We start from the raw sequence: 18,698 nt of genomic DNA, 5'->3' as shown, positions 1-18,698 counted from the left end.
ACTGATGAATATGGATGCTACTTCTTATAACCAACAGACTGTAGCGACCTACATCAAAGGAGACCACTCCATGTCCGCGCGCATCACTCTACACAGCCTGCAGACCGCCCCGGAAGCCGCACGTCCGTTCCTCGAGAACGCGCAGAAGAACTCCGGTTTCATCCCCAACCTGCTGGGCATCCTGGCCAACGCTCCGGCCGCCCTGGAAACCTACGTCACCGTGTCGGCGCTCAATGGCAAGTCCGAGCTGAGCCTGGCCGAGCGCGAAGTGGTGCAGCTGATCGCCGCCACCCAGCACGGTTGCGACTTCTGCGTCGCCGGCCACACCGCCGTGGCGCTGAACAAGGCCAAGCTGCCCCAGGAGGTGGTCGATGCCCTGCGTGCCCGTGGCGAACTGCCTGATGCGCGCTACGAAACCCTGGCCGAATTCGCCCGTGAAGTGATCGCCACCCGTGGCAATGTCAGCGACGCCACCTACCAGGCTTTCCGCGACGCCGGCTTCAGCGAGGGCAATGCCCTGGAAGTGATTCTCGGAGTGAGTCTCGCTACCCTGTGCAACTTTGCTAATGTGTTCGCCCAGACGCCGCTCAACGACGAGCTGAGCAAGTACCGCTGGCAGCCTTCGGCCTGATCGAGGCTTGGTGCCGGCGTGCCCGGCGTTTCAAAAGGAGTAGGGACATGCTTGATCATGCATTTCGCCAATGGCTGGACGCCAATGCCGAGGCTATCGACCAGGGCCAGTGCGACCCGCACCTGGTGCTGGCGCAGATCGCCGAGTCGCAACTGTTGCGCATTGGCATAGAGCCGGCCCTCGGCGGCTCGGGCGGCCAGGTCAGCGACGCGGTCGAGGCCATCGCCGCCATTGCCAATCGTTCGCTGGCCGCGGCGTTTGTCTGCTGGGGCCAGCGCGCTTTCATCGAATACCTGTTGCACAGCCCCAACCAGGCGCTGCGCGAGCGGCTGCTGCCCGACCTGCTCAAAGGCGAGTTGGCCGGGGCCACCGGGCTGTCCAACGCCATGAAGTTCCTGTCCGGCATCGAGGCCTTGCAGGTCCGCGCCCAACCCCAGGCCGGCGGCTGGAGCCTCGAAGGCCGGTTGCACTGGGTGACCAACCTGCGCAAGAGCGGTTTCGTCGTCGCCGCCGCCATCGAGGACGACGCTGGCGGCGCGCCCTTCGTGCTGGCCATTCCCTCCGATGCCAAGGGCCTGGAGCGCTCCGACGATTTGCAATTGATGGGCTTGCAGTCGAGCAATACGGCGGCGCTGGCCTTCCGCCAGGTGGCGCTGAGCCGCGACTGGCTGCTGCACGACAACGCCCGCGAGTTCCTGCCCAAGGTGCGCCCGGCGTTTCTCGCCCTGCAGTGCGGCATGGCCATCGGCCTGGCCCGCCGCGCGCTGGAGGAAGTGCAGGAGCACTTGCAAGGCCGTGGCTCGTTCCTTGAAGAAGCGCGCCAGGTGCTGGCCCAGCGTCTGCAAAACACTGTTGGCGAACTCAAGCAGGGCCTGCTCGACGGGCGCTTCCTCGCCCAGCCGGCAGCCTTGTTCAAGCTGCGCATCACGCTTGCCGAAAGCGCCGCCGATGCCGTGCAGTTGGAGTTGCAGGCCAGTGGTGGCAAGGCCTACCTGAGCGCCTATGGCGAAGGGTTCGCCCGTCGTTGGCGTGAGTCGGCTTTCGTCCCGATCGTCACCCCGAGCCTGGTACAACTGCGCGCCGAACTGCAACGCCAGGCGTCTGTTGCATGAGCGAAGTGCTACTCGAGGCCCGCGACATCAGCCTGGGCTACCCGCGCGAGGGTGGCTGGCAGGCGGTGCTGGAACAGTTCGACCTGACCTTGGCGCCGGGCGAGGTGGTGACCATCCTCGGCCCCAGCGGGGTCGGCAAATCCAGCCTGCTGCGTGTGCTGGCCGGCCTGCAGCAGCCCCGCGGCGGCCGCGTCAGCCTGCACGGCGAGGCGCTGCAAGGGCCGCACCCGCGCTTGGCGGTGGCCTTCCAGGACCCGAGCCTGCTGCCTTGGCTGAGCCTGGAAAAGAACGTCGCCTTCGGCCTCGATTTCGCCCGCCAGCCCAAGCTGCCAGCGGCCGAGCGACGGGCGCGGATCGACCATGCCATCGACGCCGTGGGCCTGGCCCACGCCCGTGGCCAGTTCCCGGCGCAGTTGTCCGGCGGCATGGCCCAGCGCACCGCGCTGGCCCGCTGCCTGGCACGCCAGCCTGAGGTGCTGCTGCTCGATGAGCCATTCGGCGCGCTGGACGAAGTGACCCGGGCCGACATGCAGCAACTGCTGCTGCAACTGATCGCCACCCACAACACCGCCGCCGTGCTGATCACCCACGATATCGACGAAGCCCTGCTGCTGTCCGATCGCGTGCTGCTACTGGGCAACCACCCGGCGCGCACCCTCGGCCAGTGGCGCATCGACCTGCCGCAACCCCGCGAGCAACGCGTCGAGGAACTGGGCGCGTTGCGTATCGAGATTCTCAAGACCCTTCGGCGGGCAAGCCGCACAGCCGAACCCATTCCTTCTCCCTTGCCCTCGGAGGCTGTCCATGTGCATGGATGACTGCTGCTCCACGACCTCGCGTCGCGACTTCATCAAGCTGAGCGCCATGCTCACCGCCGCCGGCGCGCTGCCGCTGCTGGCGAGCCTGCAGGCGCGCGCCGCCGCCGAGCCGGACGCGCCGGTGCGCATCGGCTACCTGCCGATCACCGATGCTACGCCATTGCTGGTGGCGCACAACAATGGCCTGTTCGAGGCCGAGGGCATCAAGGCCGAACGGCCGGTGCTGCTGCGCAGCTGGGCCCAGGTGATCGAGGCGTTCATCTCCGGCCAGGTCAACGTCATTCACCTGCTGTCGCCGATGACCGTGTGGGCGCGTTACGGCAGCAAAGTGCCGGCCAAGGTGGTGGCCTGGAACCATGTCGGCGGCTCGGGCCTGACCGTGGCGCCGGACATCACCGACATGAAGCAGCTCGGCGGCAAGACCGTGGCGATTCCGTTCTGGTACTCGATCCACAACGTGGTGTTGCAGCAGATGCTCAGCGACAACGGCCTCAAGCCGGTGTCCAAACCGGCCAGCGCGCAGTTGGCCGACAACGAGGTCAACCTGCTGGTGCTGCCGCCTTCGGACATGCCACCAGCCCTGGCCAGCAAGCGTATCGCCGGCTATATCGTCGCCGAGCCATTCAATGCGCTGGCCGAGAACCTCAAGGTTGGCCGTGTGCAGCGCTTCACCGGTGATGTCTGGCGCAACCACGCCTGCTGCGTGGTGTTCATGCACGAGCACGACCTGAACAACCGCCCCGAATGGTCGCAGAAGGTGGTCAACGCCATCGTCAAGGCCCAGCAATGGACCCGCGAGCATCGCGCCGAGGCTGCCGCCTTGCTGTCCAAGGCCGGCCCCAACAAGTACACCCCGCACGAGCCAGCGGTGCTGGCCAAGGTCCTGGCGCCGTCCGCCGAGGACCGTGCCGGCTATATCGCCAGCGGTGCGATCCAGCACCAGCAGTGGGACGAGAAACGCATCGACTTCCAGCCGTATCCGTTCCCCAGCTACACCGAGGAACTGGTCAAGCGGCTGAAGAACACCCTGATTGAAGGCGAGAGCGGCTTCCTCGCCGGCCTGGACCCGGCGCAGACCGCCCGCGACCTGGTCGACGATCGCTTCGTGCGCAAGGCCATCGAGGCGGTGGGCGGCCCGGCGACGTTCGGCATCGCCGAGAACTTCCAGCGCAGCGAGGAGTTCGCGGTCTGATGCGTGGGCATGTCGTGCATGGCGCCCTGGGCCTGGTTGGCCTGGCGGTGCTGCTGGTGCTGTGGTGGGCTGGGGTACAGGTGTTTGGCGCGGCCGATGGCCTGTCGGCACGTTTCTCGCCCCAGGCCACGTTGAGCAGTTTGCTGGAGTTGCTGGGCCAGGGTGAGGTGTACGGGCATATCTGGGTGAGCCTCAAGCGCATCCTGGTCGGCCTGCTGTTGGCGCTGCTGATTGGCGTGCCACTGGGCTTGCTGGTGGGCAGTTATCGCCATCTGGAGGCGGCGACCACGCCGGCGTTCCAGTTCCTGCGGATGATTTCGCCGTTGTCGTGGATGCCGGTGGTGGTGATGCTGATGGGCGTGGGCGACCAGCCGATCTACTTCCTGCTGGCGTTCGCCGCGCTATGGCCGATCCTGCTCAACACTGCCGCCGGGGTGCGCCAGCTCGACCCGCGCTGGCTGCAACTGTCGCGCAGCCTCAGCGCCACGCGCTGGGAGACGCTGTGCAAGGTGATCATTCCCGGCGTGATCGGCCATGTGCTGACCGGCGTGCGCCTGGCCATCGGCATCCTGTGGATCGTGCTGGTGCCGTGCGAGATGCTGGGGGTCAGTGCGGGGCTGGGGTATTTCATCCTCGACACTCGCGATCGCCTGGCGTATTCGGAACTGATGGCCATGGTGCTGTTGATCGGCGTGCTGGGCTTCATGCTCGATGCGCTGGCCCGTGGGCTGCATCGGCGCTGGGTGCATGCCTAGAGGCTGTGCATACAGCCTCTTCGCCAGCCAGTTTACCCGCGAAGCAAGTAACACAGTGCCTGGCACCGGCTGCGCCGGTGTTCGCGGCTGAAGCCGCTCCCTCAGGGAGGCCGCGCCGACCTCAGGCCATGCACCACACCTGTGGGAGCGGGCTTGCCCGCGAAGCAAGCGACGCGGTGCCTGGCACCGGCTGTGCCGGTGTTCGCGGCTGAAGCCGCTCCCACAGGGACCGCGTTGGCCTCAGGGTATGCACTGCCCCTGTGGGAGCGGGCTTGCCCGCGAACAGCAGCGGCGGTCAATGCCGGGTAAGACGCTGCTTCGCGCAGGCCTGGGCTTCTTCTGCGAGGGCGTCAAGGCGCTCATCGCGCAACTGTTCCGCTTCTATCATCGCCTCGTCGCCATGCTGATTGAGCAGGTAGGCATGAATCTGCATGACTTCGACGGTCTGGTAGATCGGCGCGATATCCAACCGGCCGATCAATGCGCCGCTGGCGTGTCCGGTGCTGCTCATCAGCACCTGCGGGCCGGCGCTGGCCACCACCTGCAGGCCCATGGCCTCGAACCACGACACCTGCGCCGGGAAGGCGCTGAGCTCGACACAGGCATAGCGGCCGCGCAGGTCATCCAGCAGGCCGCGGGCGACGCCTTGGCGGCGATGACCGGCGTCCACCGCCAGAAACGCCAGGGCGCAGGCCTGCGAGTCATCCTGGGCCGGTAATGCCAGGGCGAAACCGAGCAACTGGTCCGGGGCCTCGGCATCCAGGGCCAGGACCAGTTCGACCGCCAGGCCGCGGGTGCCGTCCAGGGCCATCAGGTACTGGTGCACCTCCAGGCCCACGCCGTACTGGTACAGCGGGTAGAGCGGGTTGTCCGGGCTGATGGCGACACTGCTGAGCTGGCCGACATGGTCGATCACCAGCTGGCGGATCTGGTTCTGGAAGGACTCGGGCGGCACGCCGTCGAGGCGGCGGAGGATGAACATCGCGGGTAGGGCTCCGGGAGCAACGTGAGGGGTGCCTATTCTACCCGCTGTCGGGCTTCGCTGCGCGGCTACAGGGCTGCCAGCATCAGCTCGAGGTTCTGCACGGCGGCCCCAGAGGCGCCCTTGCCGAGGTTGTCGAACACCGCCGTGAGCAATACCTGCCCGTGCTCGGGGTTGGCGTAGAGGGCCAGGCGCAGGTCGTTGCTGTCGTTCAGCGCTTGCGGGTCCAGTGCTGGCGCAGCGCCGTGCTGATGCAGAGGCATCACCTGCACGTGGCGCGCGCCCTGGTAGTGGTGCTCCAGGCAGGCTTGCAGCTGTTCGGCACTCACGCCCGGCAGCAGGCGCAGTTGTAGCGGGATGCTCAGCACGATGCCCTGGCGATAGTCGCCGTAGCCCGGCACGAACACCGGCCGTGCGCTGAGGCCGGCATGCTGCTGGATCTCCGGCACATGCTTGTGCGCCAGCTCCAGGCCATACAGCTGCAAGGCCGGCAGGTAGTCGTCGCTGCGCTGTTCATGGCGTTCCACCGCCGCCCGACCGCCACCGGAGTAGCCGGAAATGGCATGGATGCTCAGCGGGTAGTCCGCCGGCAGCAGCCCGGCCTTGACCAGTGGTTGCAGCAGGGCGATGGCGCCGGTTGGGTAGCAGCCGGGGTTGCTGACCCGGGTGGCACGGGCGATGCGCTCGGCTTGTTGTGGGTTCAGCTCCGGCAGGCCATAGACCCAGCCTGGCGTGGTGCGGTGGGCGGAGCTGGCATCGATCACCCGCACGGCCGGGTTGTGAATCGTCGCCACCGCATCGCGGGCGGCATCGTCGGGCAGGCACAGCAGGGCAATGTCGGCGCTGTTGATCGCCTCGGCGCGGCGTGCCGGGTTCTTGCGTTCGGCTTCGACCAAGGTGAGCAGGCGCAGGTCGTGACGACCGTGCAGGCGGGCGTGGATCTGCAGGCCGGTGGTGCCTTGGTCGCCGTCGATGAAGACAAGGGGCTGGTGCATGGTGAGGGTTCGCTCAAGGAAAGTTGGCACCATGCTCGTCGTTGTCGCTCTAAAAGAAAATTTGAATATCATGAAGCTCAAATTCAGAATTGCTGAACAATGCCTATGAACGCTCCTGGAGCCCCATGCGCGAAATCAGCCTCGACCGCCTGCGCACCTTAGTAGTGATTGCCGATCACGGCTCGTTCGCCGACGCCGCCCGCCAGCTCAACCTCGCGCCACCGACCATCAGCCTGCATGTGGCCGAGCTGGAAGCACGGGTGGGGGCGGCCTTGCTCACCCGTACCCGCGGCCAGGTGCGTCCCACGGTCATCGGCGAGACGCTGCTGGTCCGTGCCCGGCGCCTGTTGGCCGATGCCGACCAGGCGCTGGATGAGGTGCGGCGGCAGGTCGAAGGCTTGAGCGGCCGGGTACGCCTGGGCGCCTCCACCGGCGCCATCGCCCATCTGCTGCCGCAGGCGCTGGAAACCTTGCGAGTGGATCATCCGGGCATTGATGTACAGGTCCAGGTGCTCACCTCCCAGGCCTCGCTTGCCCGCTTGCGCGAAGGCAGCCTGGATATTGGCCTGGTGGCGCTGCCCCAGGTGGCGGGCAAGGGCCTGAGGGTCACGCCGTGGCGGCGCGATCCGATCATGGCCTATGTGCCTGCCGACTGGCAGCCACCGGCGCGGGTGACGCCGGCCTGGTTGGCTGGGCGGGCGCTGATCCTCAACGACAGCAGCACACAGCTGTCGCGGGTGACCGCCGAATGGTTCGCGGCGGCGGGCCTGTACCCCGAAGCGCGTATCGAACTGAACTACAACGATGCGATCAAGAGCCTGGTGGCGGCGGGGTACGGGGCGACCTTGCTGCCGCAGGAAGGTGAGGTCCAGGCGCACGATCCACGCATCGTCCGGCGTGCGCTGCGACCGGGGTTGTGGCGTCAATTGGGGGTGGCTTGCCGGGACGGCGAAGTGGAGCGGGCAACCGGATTCGTACTGGAGGCGCTGGCGCGACTGCGGCAGTAGCAGATCGCCCAGGAAACCATTATCCCTGTGCGAGCGGGTTCACCCGCGAAGCAGGCGCTGCGTTGTTCGCGGCTGAACCCCATACCCACACGGCGCATCATCCCTCGCGTTGGCGCAACGCCGTCACCGTCTCCCCGGCGACTCCCCAGTTGTCGGTCGGCACTTCCTCGATCACCACGAAGGTACTCGCCGGTGGCTTGTTCAGCACCTGTTCCAGCAGCCGGGTGGTGCCTTCGATCAGCAGGCGCTTGTGTTCGGCGGTCACGCCTTCGTCGGTCACGCGGATATGAACATAGGGCATCGCGATTCTCCAGGTCTCAGTGCCAGGTGCCGGCGGTGCTGCCACCGTCGACCGGCAGGATGACGCCGCTGACATAGCGGGCGTCGGTCAGGTATAGCACGGCCGCCACCACATCCTCGGGCTGGCCGGTGCGTCCGCTCGGCGACAGCATGCCCAGGCCCTTGGCACCGTCGCCGTGCAACGGGGTGTCGATGATGCCCGGCGCCACGGCATTGACCTGCACGCCACTGCTCGCCAGCTCCAGGGCCAGGCCCTTGACCGCCTGGTTCAGCCCTCCCTTGACCAGAACCGGCAGCAGCGCCGGAACCCGGGTGTCCGGTTGCATCGCCACCGAGGCCGTGATCGCGACGATATGCCCGTGCCCTTGAGCCTTCATCAGCTGCGCTGCCACCTGGGCGGGGTAGAAGAAACCTTTGAGGTTGGTGCCGACCAGCGCGTCGACATCGGCTTCGGTGTAGTCGGTGACCGGCTTGGGAATGAAGATGCCGGCGTTGTTGATCAGGATATCGACCTGGCCGAAGGCTTCGATCGCCGCGGCGAACAGCCGCTGCGCGGTGGCTTTCTCGGCGATGTCGCCGGCCACGCCAATGAAGGCGCGCGGATCGCCCAGGCGGGCGGCGGCTTCGTTCAGGCGCGCTTCGCTGCGGGCGTTGCCGACGACATTGTCGCCGCGCTCGAGGAACGCCTTGGCGAGGGCGAAGCCCAGGCCGCTGGAGGCGCCGGTGATGATGACGGTGCGTGCTGTGCTCATGGGGTGAACTCCGGTTGATCGTGGGTGGAGCCACTTTAGGCGGCAAGGCACGCTTGAAAAATGAGGCGTATGGCATTTCAATCGATACATCATGTAATCAATGGGGACGCCATGACCCGCCATTTCGACGATCTACAACTGGGTAGTCTGGAGCTGTTCTGCCTGGCCGCCGACGCCGGCAGCTTCACCGAGGCGGCCAGCCAGGCTGGCGTCACCCCGGCGGCGGTAAGCCGCTCGGTGGCCCGGCTGGAGGAGCGCCTGGGTGTGCGCCTGTTCGTGCGTACCACGCGGCAGATGCGCCTGTCCGAGGCCGGCCAGGCCTATTACCAGCAATGCCGCCAGGCCCTGGGGCAACTGGTCGAGGCCGAGCGCCAGGTTGCCGGTGGCCAGCTCGAACCCAGCGGCCGCCTGCGCATCAGCGCGCCCACCCCCTACGCCCATTACCGGCTGTTGCCGTTGTTGCCGATATTTCGCCAGCGCTTCCCACAGGTGCAGGTGGATGTGCATGTGAGCAACCGCAACGTCGATTTCGCCGAAGAGCCTTTCGACCTGGCGATCCGTGGCCGCGCGCCGGCCGATTCGCGGCTGGTGGCTCGGCGGCTGGAGGACGCCGAGTTGGTCATAGTCGCGACCCCCGAATACCTGGCCCGTGCCGGCACCCCGCGCACGCCGGCCGATCTGCTTGGGCACCAGTGCATTCAGTTCGAGCTGCCCAGCAGCGGGCGCCGTCCGGCGTGGACCTTCCGCCAGGGCGACCAGGTCATCGAGCTCGACACCCATGGCGCATTCACCTGCCAAGGGGACTTCCTCGCCACCACCACCCTGGCGCGTCATGGCGGCGGCCTGATGCAGGCTTATCGGTTCACCGTGCAGGCGGCATTGGCCAAGGGCGAGCTGGTGGAGGTGCTGGGTGAGTTCGGTGGCACCTCGCGCCCGTTCATGCTGGTGTACCCGCAGGCCCGGCACATGCCGCACAAGCTGCGGGTGTTCATCGATTTTCTGCTCGCCGAGGTCGCCGTACCGTTGGGCTGATGCAAGGCATGACAGGCGATGCGCGGCTATGCTCCTTGCTGCGCCGACATTCAGCCCGGCGTACTTTCCAGCAGTCAGGTTGTTTCCCAGGAGAACGCTCCATGAAATCCATGACACTGCTCGTGATGGCTTCGCTACTGAGTTTCGCCGCCCACGCCGAGGATGGTCCGGCGACCAACTGCGACGCCAAGATCAAGGACCTGGAATACATCAGCGAGACCGATGGCCAGGCGCTGCATGGCGGCATGGCCCATGACTACCATGAGCTGCTCAAGCAGGCCAAGGACGCCCAGGCCAAAGGCGACATGAAGACCTGCCAGGCGTCTGCCGACCGGGCCAAGACCATTTACAACAAGGCGCGGGGCAAGTAGCGGGCTTCCCTGAATGGGGGCGGGCGCGCCGCGCGATGGCACCGGTTGCGCCGGTGTTCGCGGGTAAACCCGCTCCCACGACAGGGCGTTGTCTTGGGTCGGCAACGGCTCTGGTGTAAGCTCGCCAGGTCCTTTGCTCGAGACCGCCGCATGCTCCCGTCCAGTTCACGCCTCGACAGCCTGCTTACCGGCAGCGCCCGGCCCTTTACCCGCCCAGGCTCGCACAGCGCCATCGACAAACAGCCCCGTCAGGGTCGCTTGCAGGTGACCTTCCTCGGCCTGGCCAGCGACGAACAGGGCGACCTGCGCGTGCACGGCGGTGTCGAGAAGGCGATTCACCACTACCCCCGTGACCACTACGCCGATTGGCTCACCGAGCTTGGCGCGCACCCGTTGCTGGCGCAGCCAGGCGCTTTTGGCGAGAACTTCAGCAGCAGCGGCTGGCGCGAGACGGATGTCTGCCTGGGTGACCGCATTCGGGTCGGCACGGCGTTGCTGGAGATCTCCCAGGGGCGCATGCCGTGCTGGAAACTCAACGACCGTTTTGATGTGGCGCAGATGGCCTTGCGGGTGCAGCAGAGTGGGCGCACCGGTTGGTACTACCGGGTGCTCGAAGAAGGCGAGGTGGCGGCGGGCGATGCCCTTGAGCTGGTCGAGCGCCCATATGGGCAATGGTCGGTGGCGCGGCTTTCGGCGGTGCTGTTCGACAAGCGCCTGGAGCCTGAGCTGTTGCGCGAATGCCTGGCACTGCCGCTGGTGCCGAACTGGCGTCGAACCCTGGAAAAACGCCTGGAGCAACGCGAAGTCGAGGACTGGGCTTCGCGACTGCAAGGCCGCAGCGAAGGCTGACGGTTTCACTTTACAAGACAAGGAGCGTGCATGCCCTTCGAACTGGACGATCGCCTGGTGATTGGCGTGGCTTCGAGCGCGGTGTTCGACCTCAGCGAGTCGGACGCGGTATTTCGCCGCGACGGTGAAGCGCAATACCGCAAGTACCAGGAGCAGCACCTGGACGTGCCGCTGGGCAAGGGTATCGCCTATCCCTTCATCAAGCGCCTGCTGGCGTTGAACGACCTGCGCGAGGACCCCGAGGACCCGCTGGTGGAAGTGGTGCTGCTGTCGCAGAACGATCCAGACACCGGCATGCGGGTAATGAAGACCATCGGTCACTACGGCCTGAACATGACCCGGGCGATCTTCACCCAGGGCCGTTCACCCTACGAATACATCCCGGCACTGAACATCGCCCTGTTCCTGTCCGCCGACAAGCAGCACGTGGACGCGGCGATCAAGGCCGGCTACCCGGCCGGCCAGGTGCTCGATTCGCAGTTCGACGATGACGAGAGCGACAACAATCTACGCATCGCCTTCGACTTCGACGGCGTGCTGGCCGGAGATGAGTCGGAGGCGGTGATGCAGTCGGGCGGGCTGGGCAGCTTCCATGCCCACGAGGTGATCAACGTCGCCCAGCCGCACAACCCTGGGCCGTTGAAAGAGTTTTTCGTGCGTATTGCGCGGATCCAGGCAGCCGAGGAGCAGTACAAGCTCGAACACCCTGGCTATGAGAACCGCTTGCGAGTCTCGATCGTCACCGCGCGCAACGCGCCGTCTCATGAACGGGCGCTGAATACCCTGAAAAGCTGGGGGGTGATGGCCAACGATGCTTTCTTCCTGGGAGGGATCGAAAAGCGCCGAGTGTTGCAGGTGCTCAAGCCGCACATCTTCTTCGACGACCAGTCCGGGCACCTCAAGAGCACCCGCACCGTGGCGCCTTCGGTACATATCCCGTTCGGTGTGAGCAACCGCCCGGCTTGATCCTGGTCGCCAAGCTCGCGCCGACGTATCAGAACCAGCGATCGTTGCGCTTGCGCCCCCGGGTCAGCGCCGGCAGGATCAGCCCGACCAACAGCCCGGCACCGGCGATGCTGCCGCCATAGACCATGTAGCGCATCATCACCTGTTTGTTCTCGTCACCCAGGCGCGCCTGGGTATCACGCAGGGCCGATTGGCTCTGCTCGAGCTGTTCGTTCAGCGCCTTGTTGCGGCTTTCCAGCTCATCGATCAACGCCTTGCGCGAGTCCAGGGTTTCCTGCATGCCTTGCACGCGGTTCTTCCAGCTGTCGTCGATGGTCTTGAGCTGGCCGGACAGCTCGGCCACCTGGGCATCGAGCAGCGGCAGGCGCTCGTTCTGGCCGGGCACCGCCTGCAGGTCATTGCTGAGGATCCACACCAGGTCGCCGCTCTGGCCGCGTACCTGGCTGTAGTTGCCCTGGCTGGTCACCAGCGTGACCTTCTGCCCGGACTTGAGCGTGCCGACGATGCGGTGGCCGTCGGTGGGCCCGCTGCGCACATAGGTGCTCAGGCTGTCGCTGACCCAGCGCGCGTCGCTGGTTGGCTCCTCGGCATGGGCCGGGATGGCGAGGGCGATCAGGGCGGCAATCAGGCCGCCGCGCAGGGCGGTGAGGGCAGGGGAGGTTGGCTGGTTGTCTGGCATGCTGGTCTTCGCTGAAACAGGACGAATGAAGGCCCGATGACTGGGCCGCTGATCCGGTCGGGTGAATTGACCGTCAGCGAAAGACCGTTTTTTTGGAGGCAGGTTCACCGTTTAGGGTGGGAAATGTCTGCAGGGTGTTGCGAAAGGGCTGCGAAGCAGCCCCAGGATCTGAGCGTCGAGCAGAGATTGCCGGGGCCGCTTTGCGGCCCTTTCGCGGCACAAGGCCGCTCCAGAGGTTTACCGCCGGGGGTCAGGTCACTACCTGGTAGCACGGTACATACGCCGCGCCGCCTGGCAATTTCATCCGATGCTGGTCGACGAACGCCTGCAACAACCGCCCCAGTGGGTCTAGGATCGCCGCGTCGCCGCGGATCTGGTATGGCCCATGCTCCTCGATCAGGCGAATGCCCTTGTCCTTGACGTTGCCGGCTACGATCCCGGAAAACGCCCGGCGCAGGTTGGCCGCCAGCTCGTGGGGCGGCAGGTTGCGGCGCAGGGCCAGGTTGGCCATGTTTTCGTGGGTCGGATCGAACGGGTGCTGGAAGCCCTCGTCGATCTTCAGCAGCCAGTTGAAGTGGAAGGCGTCGTTGCGTTCGCGACGGAACTGCTTGACTGCCTTGAGCCCTTCGACCATGTGTCGCGCCACTTCGGCGGGGTCGTCGATGATGATCTGGTAGTGGCCCTGGGCGGCCTCGCCGAGGGTGGCGCCGACGAAGTCGTTCAACTGCCGCAGGAACGGTTCGGCGCTGCGCGGCCCGGTGAGGATCACCGGGAAGGGCAGGTCGTGGTTGTCCGGGTGCATGAGGATGCCGAGCAGGTAGAGGAACTCCTCGGCGGTGCCGGCGCCGCCGGGGAAGATGATGATGCCGTGGCCGACGCGGACGAAGGCTTCCAGGCGCTTCTCGATGTCCGGCAGGATCACCAGCTCGTTGACGATCGGGTTGGGCGCCTCGGCGGCGATGATGCCCGGCTCGGTCAGGCCCAGGTAGCGGCTGCCGTGCATGCGCTGCTTGGCGTGGGCGATGGTGGCGCCCTTCATCGGGCCTTTCATCACCCCCGGGCCGCAGCCGGTGCAGACATCCAGCTTGCGCAGGCCGAGCTCGTGGCCGACCTTCTTGGTGTACTGGTATTCCTCGCTGCTGATCGAGTGACCGCCCCAGCACACGACCATTTTCGGCTCGACGCCGGGGCGTAGGGTGCGGGCGTTGCGCAGCAGGTGGAAGACGTAGTCGGTGAGGCCCTGGGAGCTTTCCAGGTCGATGCGCTGGCTGGCCAGTTCGCTCTCGGTGTAGACGATGTCGCGCAGGGCGCTGAACAGCATCTCGCGGGTGCTGGCGATCATCTCGCCATCGACGAAGGCATCGGCCGGGGCGTTGAGCAGCTCCAGGCGCACGCCGCGGTCCTGCTGGTGGATGCGTACCTCGAAGTCCTGGTAGGCCTCGAGGATGGTCTTGGCGTTGTCGACATGGGCGCCGGTGTTGAGGATGGCCAGGGCGCACTGGCGGAACAGGGTGTAGAGGCTGCCGGTACCGACTTCACTCAGTTGCTGGACTTCACGTTGCGACAGCGTCTCCAGGCTGCCCTTGGGGCTGACGGAGGCGTTGATGACATTGCGTTGGGGCATCTGGTCTTTCCTGTGCGGGTAAAACATCCTTCTTGGACAACACCATACAAGCAAACGTGCGTGGCAACGAGGGGGCGGGTGAAAAACCTTGGTGGCCAGGGGCGCCACGCAGGCGCGCTTTGCACAGGGTTCTGTCAATAGCACAGTTGAGCGACTGTGCCGTTGGCCTGGCGGTGATAGGTTTACCGATAGCCTGGCCTGTCACGGTGTTGGCAGGTCGGGCCAATGCCTGTGCGCCTGTCAGATCACTGAAAGGAATTCCAACATGAAAAAGCCCATGACTGCCCTGGCCGTATCCGTAGCGCTCACCTTCGGCATCACGGTCGCCAACGCTTCCGTGCATCCGGCCTCCATCACTGCGGCGCAAACCGCCAATCAAGCGACCACCTCGCTTGGCACGCCCTTCGCTAGCGCTCAGACAGCCAAGAGCATCCAGGTGGCCAGCCTTGCCAGAAACTGCGCCGATGAGCGCTATTCCTGGTGGGAATACAGCGGTTGGGAAATCGTTGGCTGCCTCGCAAGTGGCCAGTGGTAACTCTTGACGTGGGCCTGGCGCGTGGCAAGCGCGCCAAGGCCCCTGGATCAGTTGGCTGAGCGGCGTGCCTGCCCGCAAGGGGCAGGCCGGCTTCGCGGTCAATCGACCTTGAACACATGCCGCAGGTACGCCACGAAGTTCTCGTCTCGGCACTGGGTCTTGCCTGGGCTGTCGGAGATCTTCGCCACCGGCGCGCCATTGCAGGCGGTCATCTTGATCACGATGTTCATCGGCGTGACGCCGGGAATGTCGCAGGTGAGGTTGGTGCCGATGCCAAAGCTGACCTGGATACGGCCATTGAGCGCACGGTACAGCTCGAGCATCTTCTGGAAGTCCAGGCCATCGGAGAAGATCAGGGTCTTGCTCCTGGGGTCGATGCCCAGCCGCTGGTAGTGTGCGATGGCTTTCTCGGCCCAGGCCAGCGGCTCGCCCGAGTCGTGGCGCAGGCCGTCGAACAGCTTGGCGAAATACAGGTCGAAGTCGCGCATGAAGGCATCCATGCCGATGCAGTCGGTCAGGGCGATGCCCAGCTGGCCACGGTACTCACGCACCCAGCATTCCAGCGCGGCGGCCTGGCTGTCGAGCAGCCGTGGACCGAGCTGTTGGTGGGCCATGAACCACTCGTGGGCCATGGTGCCGATCGGCTTGATCTGGTACTCGCGGGCCAGGTGCACGTTGCTGGTGCCGACGAACTTGCCCGGGAAGTCGCGCTTGAGGATGTGCACCACCTCTTCCTGTACCCGGTACGAGAAGCGCCGACGGGTGCCGAAGTCGGCCAGTTGCAGGCCGGCCAGCTCGTCGTCGCTGGCCTGCGCCCTGAGCCAGTCGAGCTTCTGGTACAGGCGCTCGCCAACCTGCTCGATCAGCACCTCGCGATAGCGGTAACGGTTGCGCACCTCGCTGATGATCGCCAGCAGCGGGATCTCGAACAGGATCACGTGCAGCCACGGGCCGCGCACGTGGATCGCCAGCTGTCCGGTAGCGTCCAGGCCTACCTGCACGTAGCGCAGGTTGAAGCGGAACAGGCTGAGAAAACGGATGAAATCCGCCTTGATGAACGGGATCTTCTCCAGGTAGGCCAGCTGGTCGTGGGTCACCGAGACATCGGCCAGTTGTTCGATCTGGTAGCGGATCTCGGCCAAGTAGGGTGCCAGGTCTTCGTTGTTGCGGCAGCGGAACTCCCATTCCACCTCGGCGTTGGGGTAGTTGTGCAGCACCGCCTGCATCATGGTGATCTTGTAGAAGTCGGTGTCCAGCAGGTTCTGGATGATCCTTGGGCCGAAAACGCTGTCGCTCATGGGCGATCCTCCTTGAGTTGCGCCAGTTGGCGGTCGAGGTCCTGTTCGTCGGGGCACAGGTGGATGCCGGCGGTGGCCATCTCTGCGCACGCCTGCTGCGCGCCCTCGGCGCTCAGTGCGCGGCAGGCCGGCAGGTACAGCACTACCTCGAAGCCGGCGCGGCGCAGTTGCAGGGCGGTGGTACGCACGCAGTAGTCCAGGGCCAGGCCACCAACGATGATCGCCTGCACCTGTTGCACCTTGAGGAACTCGATGACGCCGCTGGAGCGGCGTTCGGCCAGGTCGTGGTAGCAGGCGCCATAGGGGTGCAAGTCGGGCTCGACGCCTTTCCAGACGAAGTAATCGTAGTCGATGGGGGCGGGCAGGCCGGGCAGCAGCTCAAACCCCGGGGTGCCGGGCACACAGTGGCTGACCCAGGTCAGGTCGGCATTGGCCAGGGGCAGCGGTTGCAGCATCTGCCCGGCGTCGGCGACCACCCAGGCGGCGTTGGCCGGGTGCGCGTCCTTGCTGCCCAGGCGCAGGGACGCGCGTTGGGCCATGGCGTTGAGCGCTGGGGCGATCTGCTCGCCACCGGGTACCGGCAGCTCCTGGGGTGCGTTGCTGGTGAAGCCGTTTTGCGCGTCGACGTCGAAACTGGCGATCTTCATTTGGCGTCACTCCCTGGTTGGATGCTTAATATAATCCATCTGGTGAATTAAGTGTGTCAAGGGTACTTTCCTGATGAATTTAGCGCTTGATCTATTTAGTTGCCCTGATGGAATATGAGCGGAAGAAGTGGAGTGAGCCTGTGAGTAGTCCAGAAGTCCTGGCCAGCGTGGATATCGTCGCGCTGCGCCTGTCGCCGCAAACCCAGCGTCTGCAAGTGCTGCTGCACCTGCGTGATCGCGAACCCCATGCCGGGCAGTGGGCCCTGCCGGGTGTGATCGTCAATGGCCGGACCCCGGACAACAGCCTGGACGCCGCGGCGGAACGTGCATTGGTGGAGAAGGCCCAGGTAGTGCCGCGCCACCTGGAGCAGGTCGGCACCGAAGGCAATGCCTTTCGTGATCCACGAGGGTGGTCGTTGAGCACCTACTACCTGGCGCTGCTCGATCCAGATGGCGAGGTCGACACCGCGCAGCCGATGTTTGTCGACGTCGACGAGGTGCTGGCGCGCAAGCGGCTGCTGCCGTTCGACCATCGCCTGCTGGTCGAGCGCGCTTGCGAGCGGCTGGCGGCCAAGACCGTGTACAGCAATCTGCCGCTGTACCTGGTGCCGGAGCGCTTTACCGTGCTGGATGCCTTGGCCGCGGTACAAGCGTGCCTCGGGCAGGCGGTCAACGGCACCTCGCTGCGCAAGCGCCTGGAGCGAATGAAGGCCGCGGGCTGGGTGGTGGATACCGGCGAGAAGAACCAGCCCAGGCTGGGGCGGCCACAGCAGCTGTACCGCCATACGCCGCAAGGGGCGGGGGTGTTCATGTTCGACCGTAGCCTGTTGGCGGCCGGGTAAGGAGTCTAGCGTGGTGCGTAATCGGCAGATGTTGAGCAAGGGTGTCAGGGGGAGATTCGTATGCGCCATAGACTAAGTTTGAATAATCTTTTTGCTGATGAAGAGGACAAGGTCCAGGCTTGGATTTGTCAGGATTGCCTGGGCGATTGGGTTATTGCCTCCCAGGTCAGGACGTTGCGTGAACGCAGAACCTGTTGCGCGTGCGAGCGTGAAGTGGAAAAAGCGCGTGACATCCAGATGATTGCCGATCGTATCCAGTGGGATTTGCCAAAGTATTTTGAAGTCGTGCCCAGCGCAGAAGAGGCCGTTGACCTTGAATTGGCCAATGTCGTCGGTCTTGCGATCCACTGTGGCAGCGAAAAGGCCAATGCGCTGATAGCCACTTTGTTGGTCAACCCTGAAGCCTGCGTCGAGGACTTCTATCGAGCCGGCCAGCGTTACCGGCAGACGCCGGCAGGCACTTTCGCTGTCCTGCGTGATGAGGTTTTAAGCGAATGGCAAGGCTTTGCTCATGAGCTCATCCACGGGCGTCGATACTTCAATCAGGATGTGCAGAACTTCTTTGGTTCTCTGGTGTGTGAGGCCTTGCGGGCCAAGCCTCATGAAGGCGCTGAAACTCCCTTGGTTGTAAAGACGCTAGCGGCAGGCAGTGAGCTATTCCGGGAGCGCATTGCCAGCTCCAAGAAAGAGCTGCAAGAGATCCTGGAAAACCCAGGTGCCCAGCTAAGCGCTCCACCCAAGCTGTTTGCGGCGAACAACCGCATGAGCGCTGCCGGCATGCCGTTGTTGTATGTCTCGCAAACGCTAGAGACCTGTGTGGCCGAGGTTCGCCCCTCCATCGGCGACACGGTTGTAGTGGGAACGTTTTCGCCGACACGGGATATGACGATCTTTGATTTCACCGCATTGGAAGGCGAGTTTCATCTTGAGGCCTTGAGTCTTTTCGAGCGAGGGCAGCAACAGCGAGCACGGCACCGTCACATGCTGCGGCTCCTGCACGAAGAGCTGGGGCGGCCATTGCGGGCTCAGGATACCGATTATGTGATGACTCAGGCCCTGACCGAATTCATCAGGTACCACAAGGGCGCGGACTTCGATGGCGTTGCCTTTCGCTCGGTCCAGAATAAGGAGGGGATCAATTATGTGCTGTTCGATAGTGGCGACGAGAGCCGGCGAAAGTCCCCCGACTGGACGCCGGAATTTGCTGTGGTGCTATCGGAGGCCGATGTAAAAGTGAAAACGATTCAAGCGGTTCACTATGGGTTGTCCGATGCTCAACCCAGTGCACCGGCACGGTGAGGTGCCTTGACG

Annotated in this window: 21 protein-coding genes; 13 read left to right on the top strand and 8 right to left on the bottom strand. The window is 65.0% G+C overall.

What is annotated here, in order from left to right:
- Nucleotides 1-70 precede the first annotated feature (70 nt).
- Genes HU772_RS14920 through HU772_RS14900 form a run of 5 tightly spaced genes read left to right on the top strand, consistent with a single transcriptional unit; the run spans nt 71 to nt 4,508 of the window.
- Nucleotides 71-631 (top strand): carboxymuconolactone decarboxylase family protein, encoded by a 561-nt coding sequence (locus HU772_RS14920; RefSeq protein WP_186662065.1) that lies wholly within the window; start codon nt 71-73, stop codon nt 629-631.
- A gap of 47 nt (nt 632-678) precedes the next feature.
- Nucleotides 679-1,743 (top strand): acyl-CoA dehydrogenase family protein, encoded by a 1,065-nt coding sequence (locus HU772_RS14915; RefSeq protein ID WP_186662066.1) that lies wholly within the window; start codon nt 679-681, stop codon nt 1,741-1,743.
- Nucleotides 1,740-2,561 carry an ABC transporter ATP-binding protein gene (locus HU772_RS14910; protein WP_186662067.1) on the top strand — a complete coding sequence of 274 codons (822 nt, stop codon included), beginning with the start codon at nt 1,740-1,742 and terminating at the stop codon, nt 2,559-2,561. Before HU772_RS14915 ends, HU772_RS14910 begins: the two co-directional genes overlap by 4 nt.
- A complete protein-coding gene (locus HU772_RS14905) occupies nt 2,548-3,753 on the top strand; it encodes an ABC transporter substrate-binding protein (RefSeq protein WP_186662068.1) in 1,206 nt (401 codons plus the stop codon). The genes HU772_RS14910 and HU772_RS14905 overlap by 14 nt, the downstream gene beginning before the upstream one ends.
- Nucleotides 3,753-4,508: an ABC transporter permease gene (locus tag HU772_RS14900; RefSeq protein WP_186662069.1), complete on the top strand. Its 756-nt coding sequence runs from the start codon at nt 3,753-3,755 to the stop codon at nt 4,506-4,508. Before HU772_RS14905 ends, HU772_RS14900 begins: the two co-directional genes overlap by 1 nt.
- Before the next feature lie 295 nt (nt 4,509-4,803).
- On the opposite strand, the gene HU772_RS14895 is transcribed toward HU772_RS14900, so the two are convergent.
- Both HU772_RS14895 and argC read right to left on the bottom strand, forming a co-directional pair.
- A complete protein-coding gene (locus HU772_RS14895; protein WP_186662070.1) occupies nt 4,804-5,490 on the bottom strand; it encodes a GNAT family N-acetyltransferase in 687 nt (228 codons plus the stop codon).
- Nucleotides 5,491-5,558: 68 nt separating this feature from the next.
- Nucleotides 5,559-6,485, bottom strand: a complete 927-nt coding sequence (gene argC, locus HU772_RS14890; protein WP_186662071.1) for an N-acetyl-gamma-glutamyl-phosphate reductase — start codon at nt 6,483-6,485, stop codon at nt 5,559-5,561.
- 125 nt (nt 6,486-6,610) lie between these two features.
- Here argC and HU772_RS14885 point away from each other — a divergent pair, with 125 nt between their 5' ends.
- Complete coding sequence (locus HU772_RS14885) at nt 6,611-7,492, top strand: LysR family transcriptional regulator (protein ID WP_186662072.1); 882 nt, start codon at nt 6,611-6,613, stop codon at nt 7,490-7,492.
- Between the two features lie 97 nt (nt 7,493-7,589).
- Here the strand turns inward: HU772_RS14885 and HU772_RS14880 are convergent, their stop codons facing one another.
- Both HU772_RS14880 and HU772_RS14875 read right to left on the bottom strand, forming a co-directional pair.
- Nucleotides 7,590-7,793 carry a tautomerase family protein gene (locus HU772_RS14880; RefSeq protein ID WP_186662073.1) on the bottom strand — a complete coding sequence of 68 codons (204 nt, stop codon included), beginning with the start codon at nt 7,791-7,793 and terminating at the stop codon, nt 7,590-7,592.
- A gap of 16 nt (nt 7,794-7,809) precedes the next feature.
- Complete coding sequence (locus tag HU772_RS14875; protein ID WP_186662074.1) at nt 7,810-8,544, bottom strand: SDR family NAD(P)-dependent oxidoreductase; 735 nt, start codon at nt 8,542-8,544, stop codon at nt 7,810-7,812.
- Between the two features lie 111 nt (nt 8,545-8,655).
- Between HU772_RS14875 and HU772_RS14870 the strand changes: the two genes are divergently transcribed.
- From HU772_RS14870 to HU772_RS14855, 4 genes are all read left to right on the top strand, one after another.
- A complete protein-coding gene (locus HU772_RS14870; RefSeq protein ID WP_186662075.1) occupies nt 8,656-9,576 on the top strand; it encodes a LysR family transcriptional regulator in 921 nt (306 codons plus the stop codon).
- Nucleotides 9,577-9,677: 101 nt separating this feature from the next.
- Entirely contained in the window at nt 9,678-9,947 is a 270-nt protein-coding gene (locus HU772_RS14865; protein ID WP_186662076.1) for a PA2433 domain-containing protein, read from the top strand.
- A 150-nt stretch (nt 9,948-10,097) separates the two neighbouring features.
- Complete coding sequence (locus tag HU772_RS14860) at nt 10,098-10,796, top strand: MOSC domain-containing protein (RefSeq protein ID WP_186662077.1); 699 nt, start codon at nt 10,098-10,100, stop codon at nt 10,794-10,796.
- Between the two features lie 30 nt (nt 10,797-10,826).
- The gene (locus HU772_RS14855) at nt 10,827-11,762 is read left to right on the top strand and encodes a 5'-nucleotidase (RefSeq protein ID WP_186662078.1); all 936 of its coding nucleotides are present in this window, start codon (nt 10,827-10,829) and stop codon (nt 11,760-11,762) included.
- A 28-nt stretch (nt 11,763-11,790) separates the two neighbouring features.
- Here the strand turns inward: HU772_RS14855 and HU772_RS14850 are convergent, their stop codons facing one another.
- Both HU772_RS14850 and ppnN read right to left on the bottom strand, forming a co-directional pair.
- Entirely contained in the window at nt 11,791-12,441 is a 651-nt protein-coding gene (locus tag HU772_RS14850; protein ID WP_186662079.1) for a TIGR04211 family SH3 domain-containing protein, read from the bottom strand.
- A gap of 250 nt (nt 12,442-12,691) precedes the next feature.
- On the bottom strand, nt 12,692-14,065 hold the full coding sequence (gene ppnN / locus HU772_RS14845) for a nucleotide 5'-monophosphate nucleosidase PpnN (RefSeq protein WP_186662080.1): 1,374 nt from the start codon (nt 14,063-14,065) through the stop codon (nt 12,692-12,694).
- Nucleotides 14,066-14,330: 265 nt separating this feature from the next.
- Here ppnN and HU772_RS14840 point away from each other — a divergent pair, with 265 nt between their 5' ends.
- On the top strand, nt 14,331-14,600 hold the full coding sequence (locus tag HU772_RS14840; protein WP_186662081.1) for a hypothetical protein: 270 nt from the start codon (nt 14,331-14,333) through the stop codon (nt 14,598-14,600).
- Nucleotides 14,601-14,698: 98 nt separating this feature from the next.
- Here HU772_RS14840 and pncB read toward each other — a convergent pair whose 3' ends face one another.
- Both pncB and HU772_RS14830 read right to left on the bottom strand, forming a co-directional pair.
- A complete protein-coding gene (pncB, locus tag HU772_RS14835) occupies nt 14,699-15,898 on the bottom strand; it encodes a nicotinate phosphoribosyltransferase (protein ID WP_186662082.1) in 1,200 nt (399 codons plus the stop codon).
- A complete protein-coding gene (locus HU772_RS14830) occupies nt 15,895-16,545 on the bottom strand; it encodes a nicotinamidase (protein WP_186662083.1) in 651 nt (216 codons plus the stop codon). Before HU772_RS14830 ends, pncB begins: the two co-directional genes overlap by 4 nt.
- A 140-nt stretch (nt 16,546-16,685) precedes the next feature.
- Here HU772_RS14830 and HU772_RS14825 point away from each other — a divergent pair, with 140 nt between their 5' ends.
- Together HU772_RS14825 and HU772_RS14820 are read left to right on the top strand one after the other, a co-directional pair.
- On the top strand, nt 16,686-17,387 hold the full coding sequence (locus HU772_RS14825; RefSeq protein WP_186662084.1) for an NUDIX hydrolase: 702 nt from the start codon (nt 16,686-16,688) through the stop codon (nt 17,385-17,387).
- Between the two features lie 60 nt (nt 17,388-17,447).
- The gene (locus HU772_RS14820) at nt 17,448-18,686 is read left to right on the top strand and encodes an RES family NAD+ phosphorylase (protein ID WP_186662085.1); all 1,239 of its coding nucleotides are present in this window, start codon (nt 17,448-17,450) and stop codon (nt 18,684-18,686) included.
- Nucleotides 18,687-18,698 lie beyond the last annotated feature (12 nt).

The sequence above is a fragment of the Pseudomonas xantholysinigenes genome, assembly GCF_014268885.2.
Classification (GTDB): Bacteria; Pseudomonadota; Gammaproteobacteria; order Pseudomonadales; family Pseudomonadaceae; genus Aquipseudomonas; species Aquipseudomonas xantholysinigenes.
This window is presented reverse-complemented; position numbering and strand designations above follow the sequence as displayed.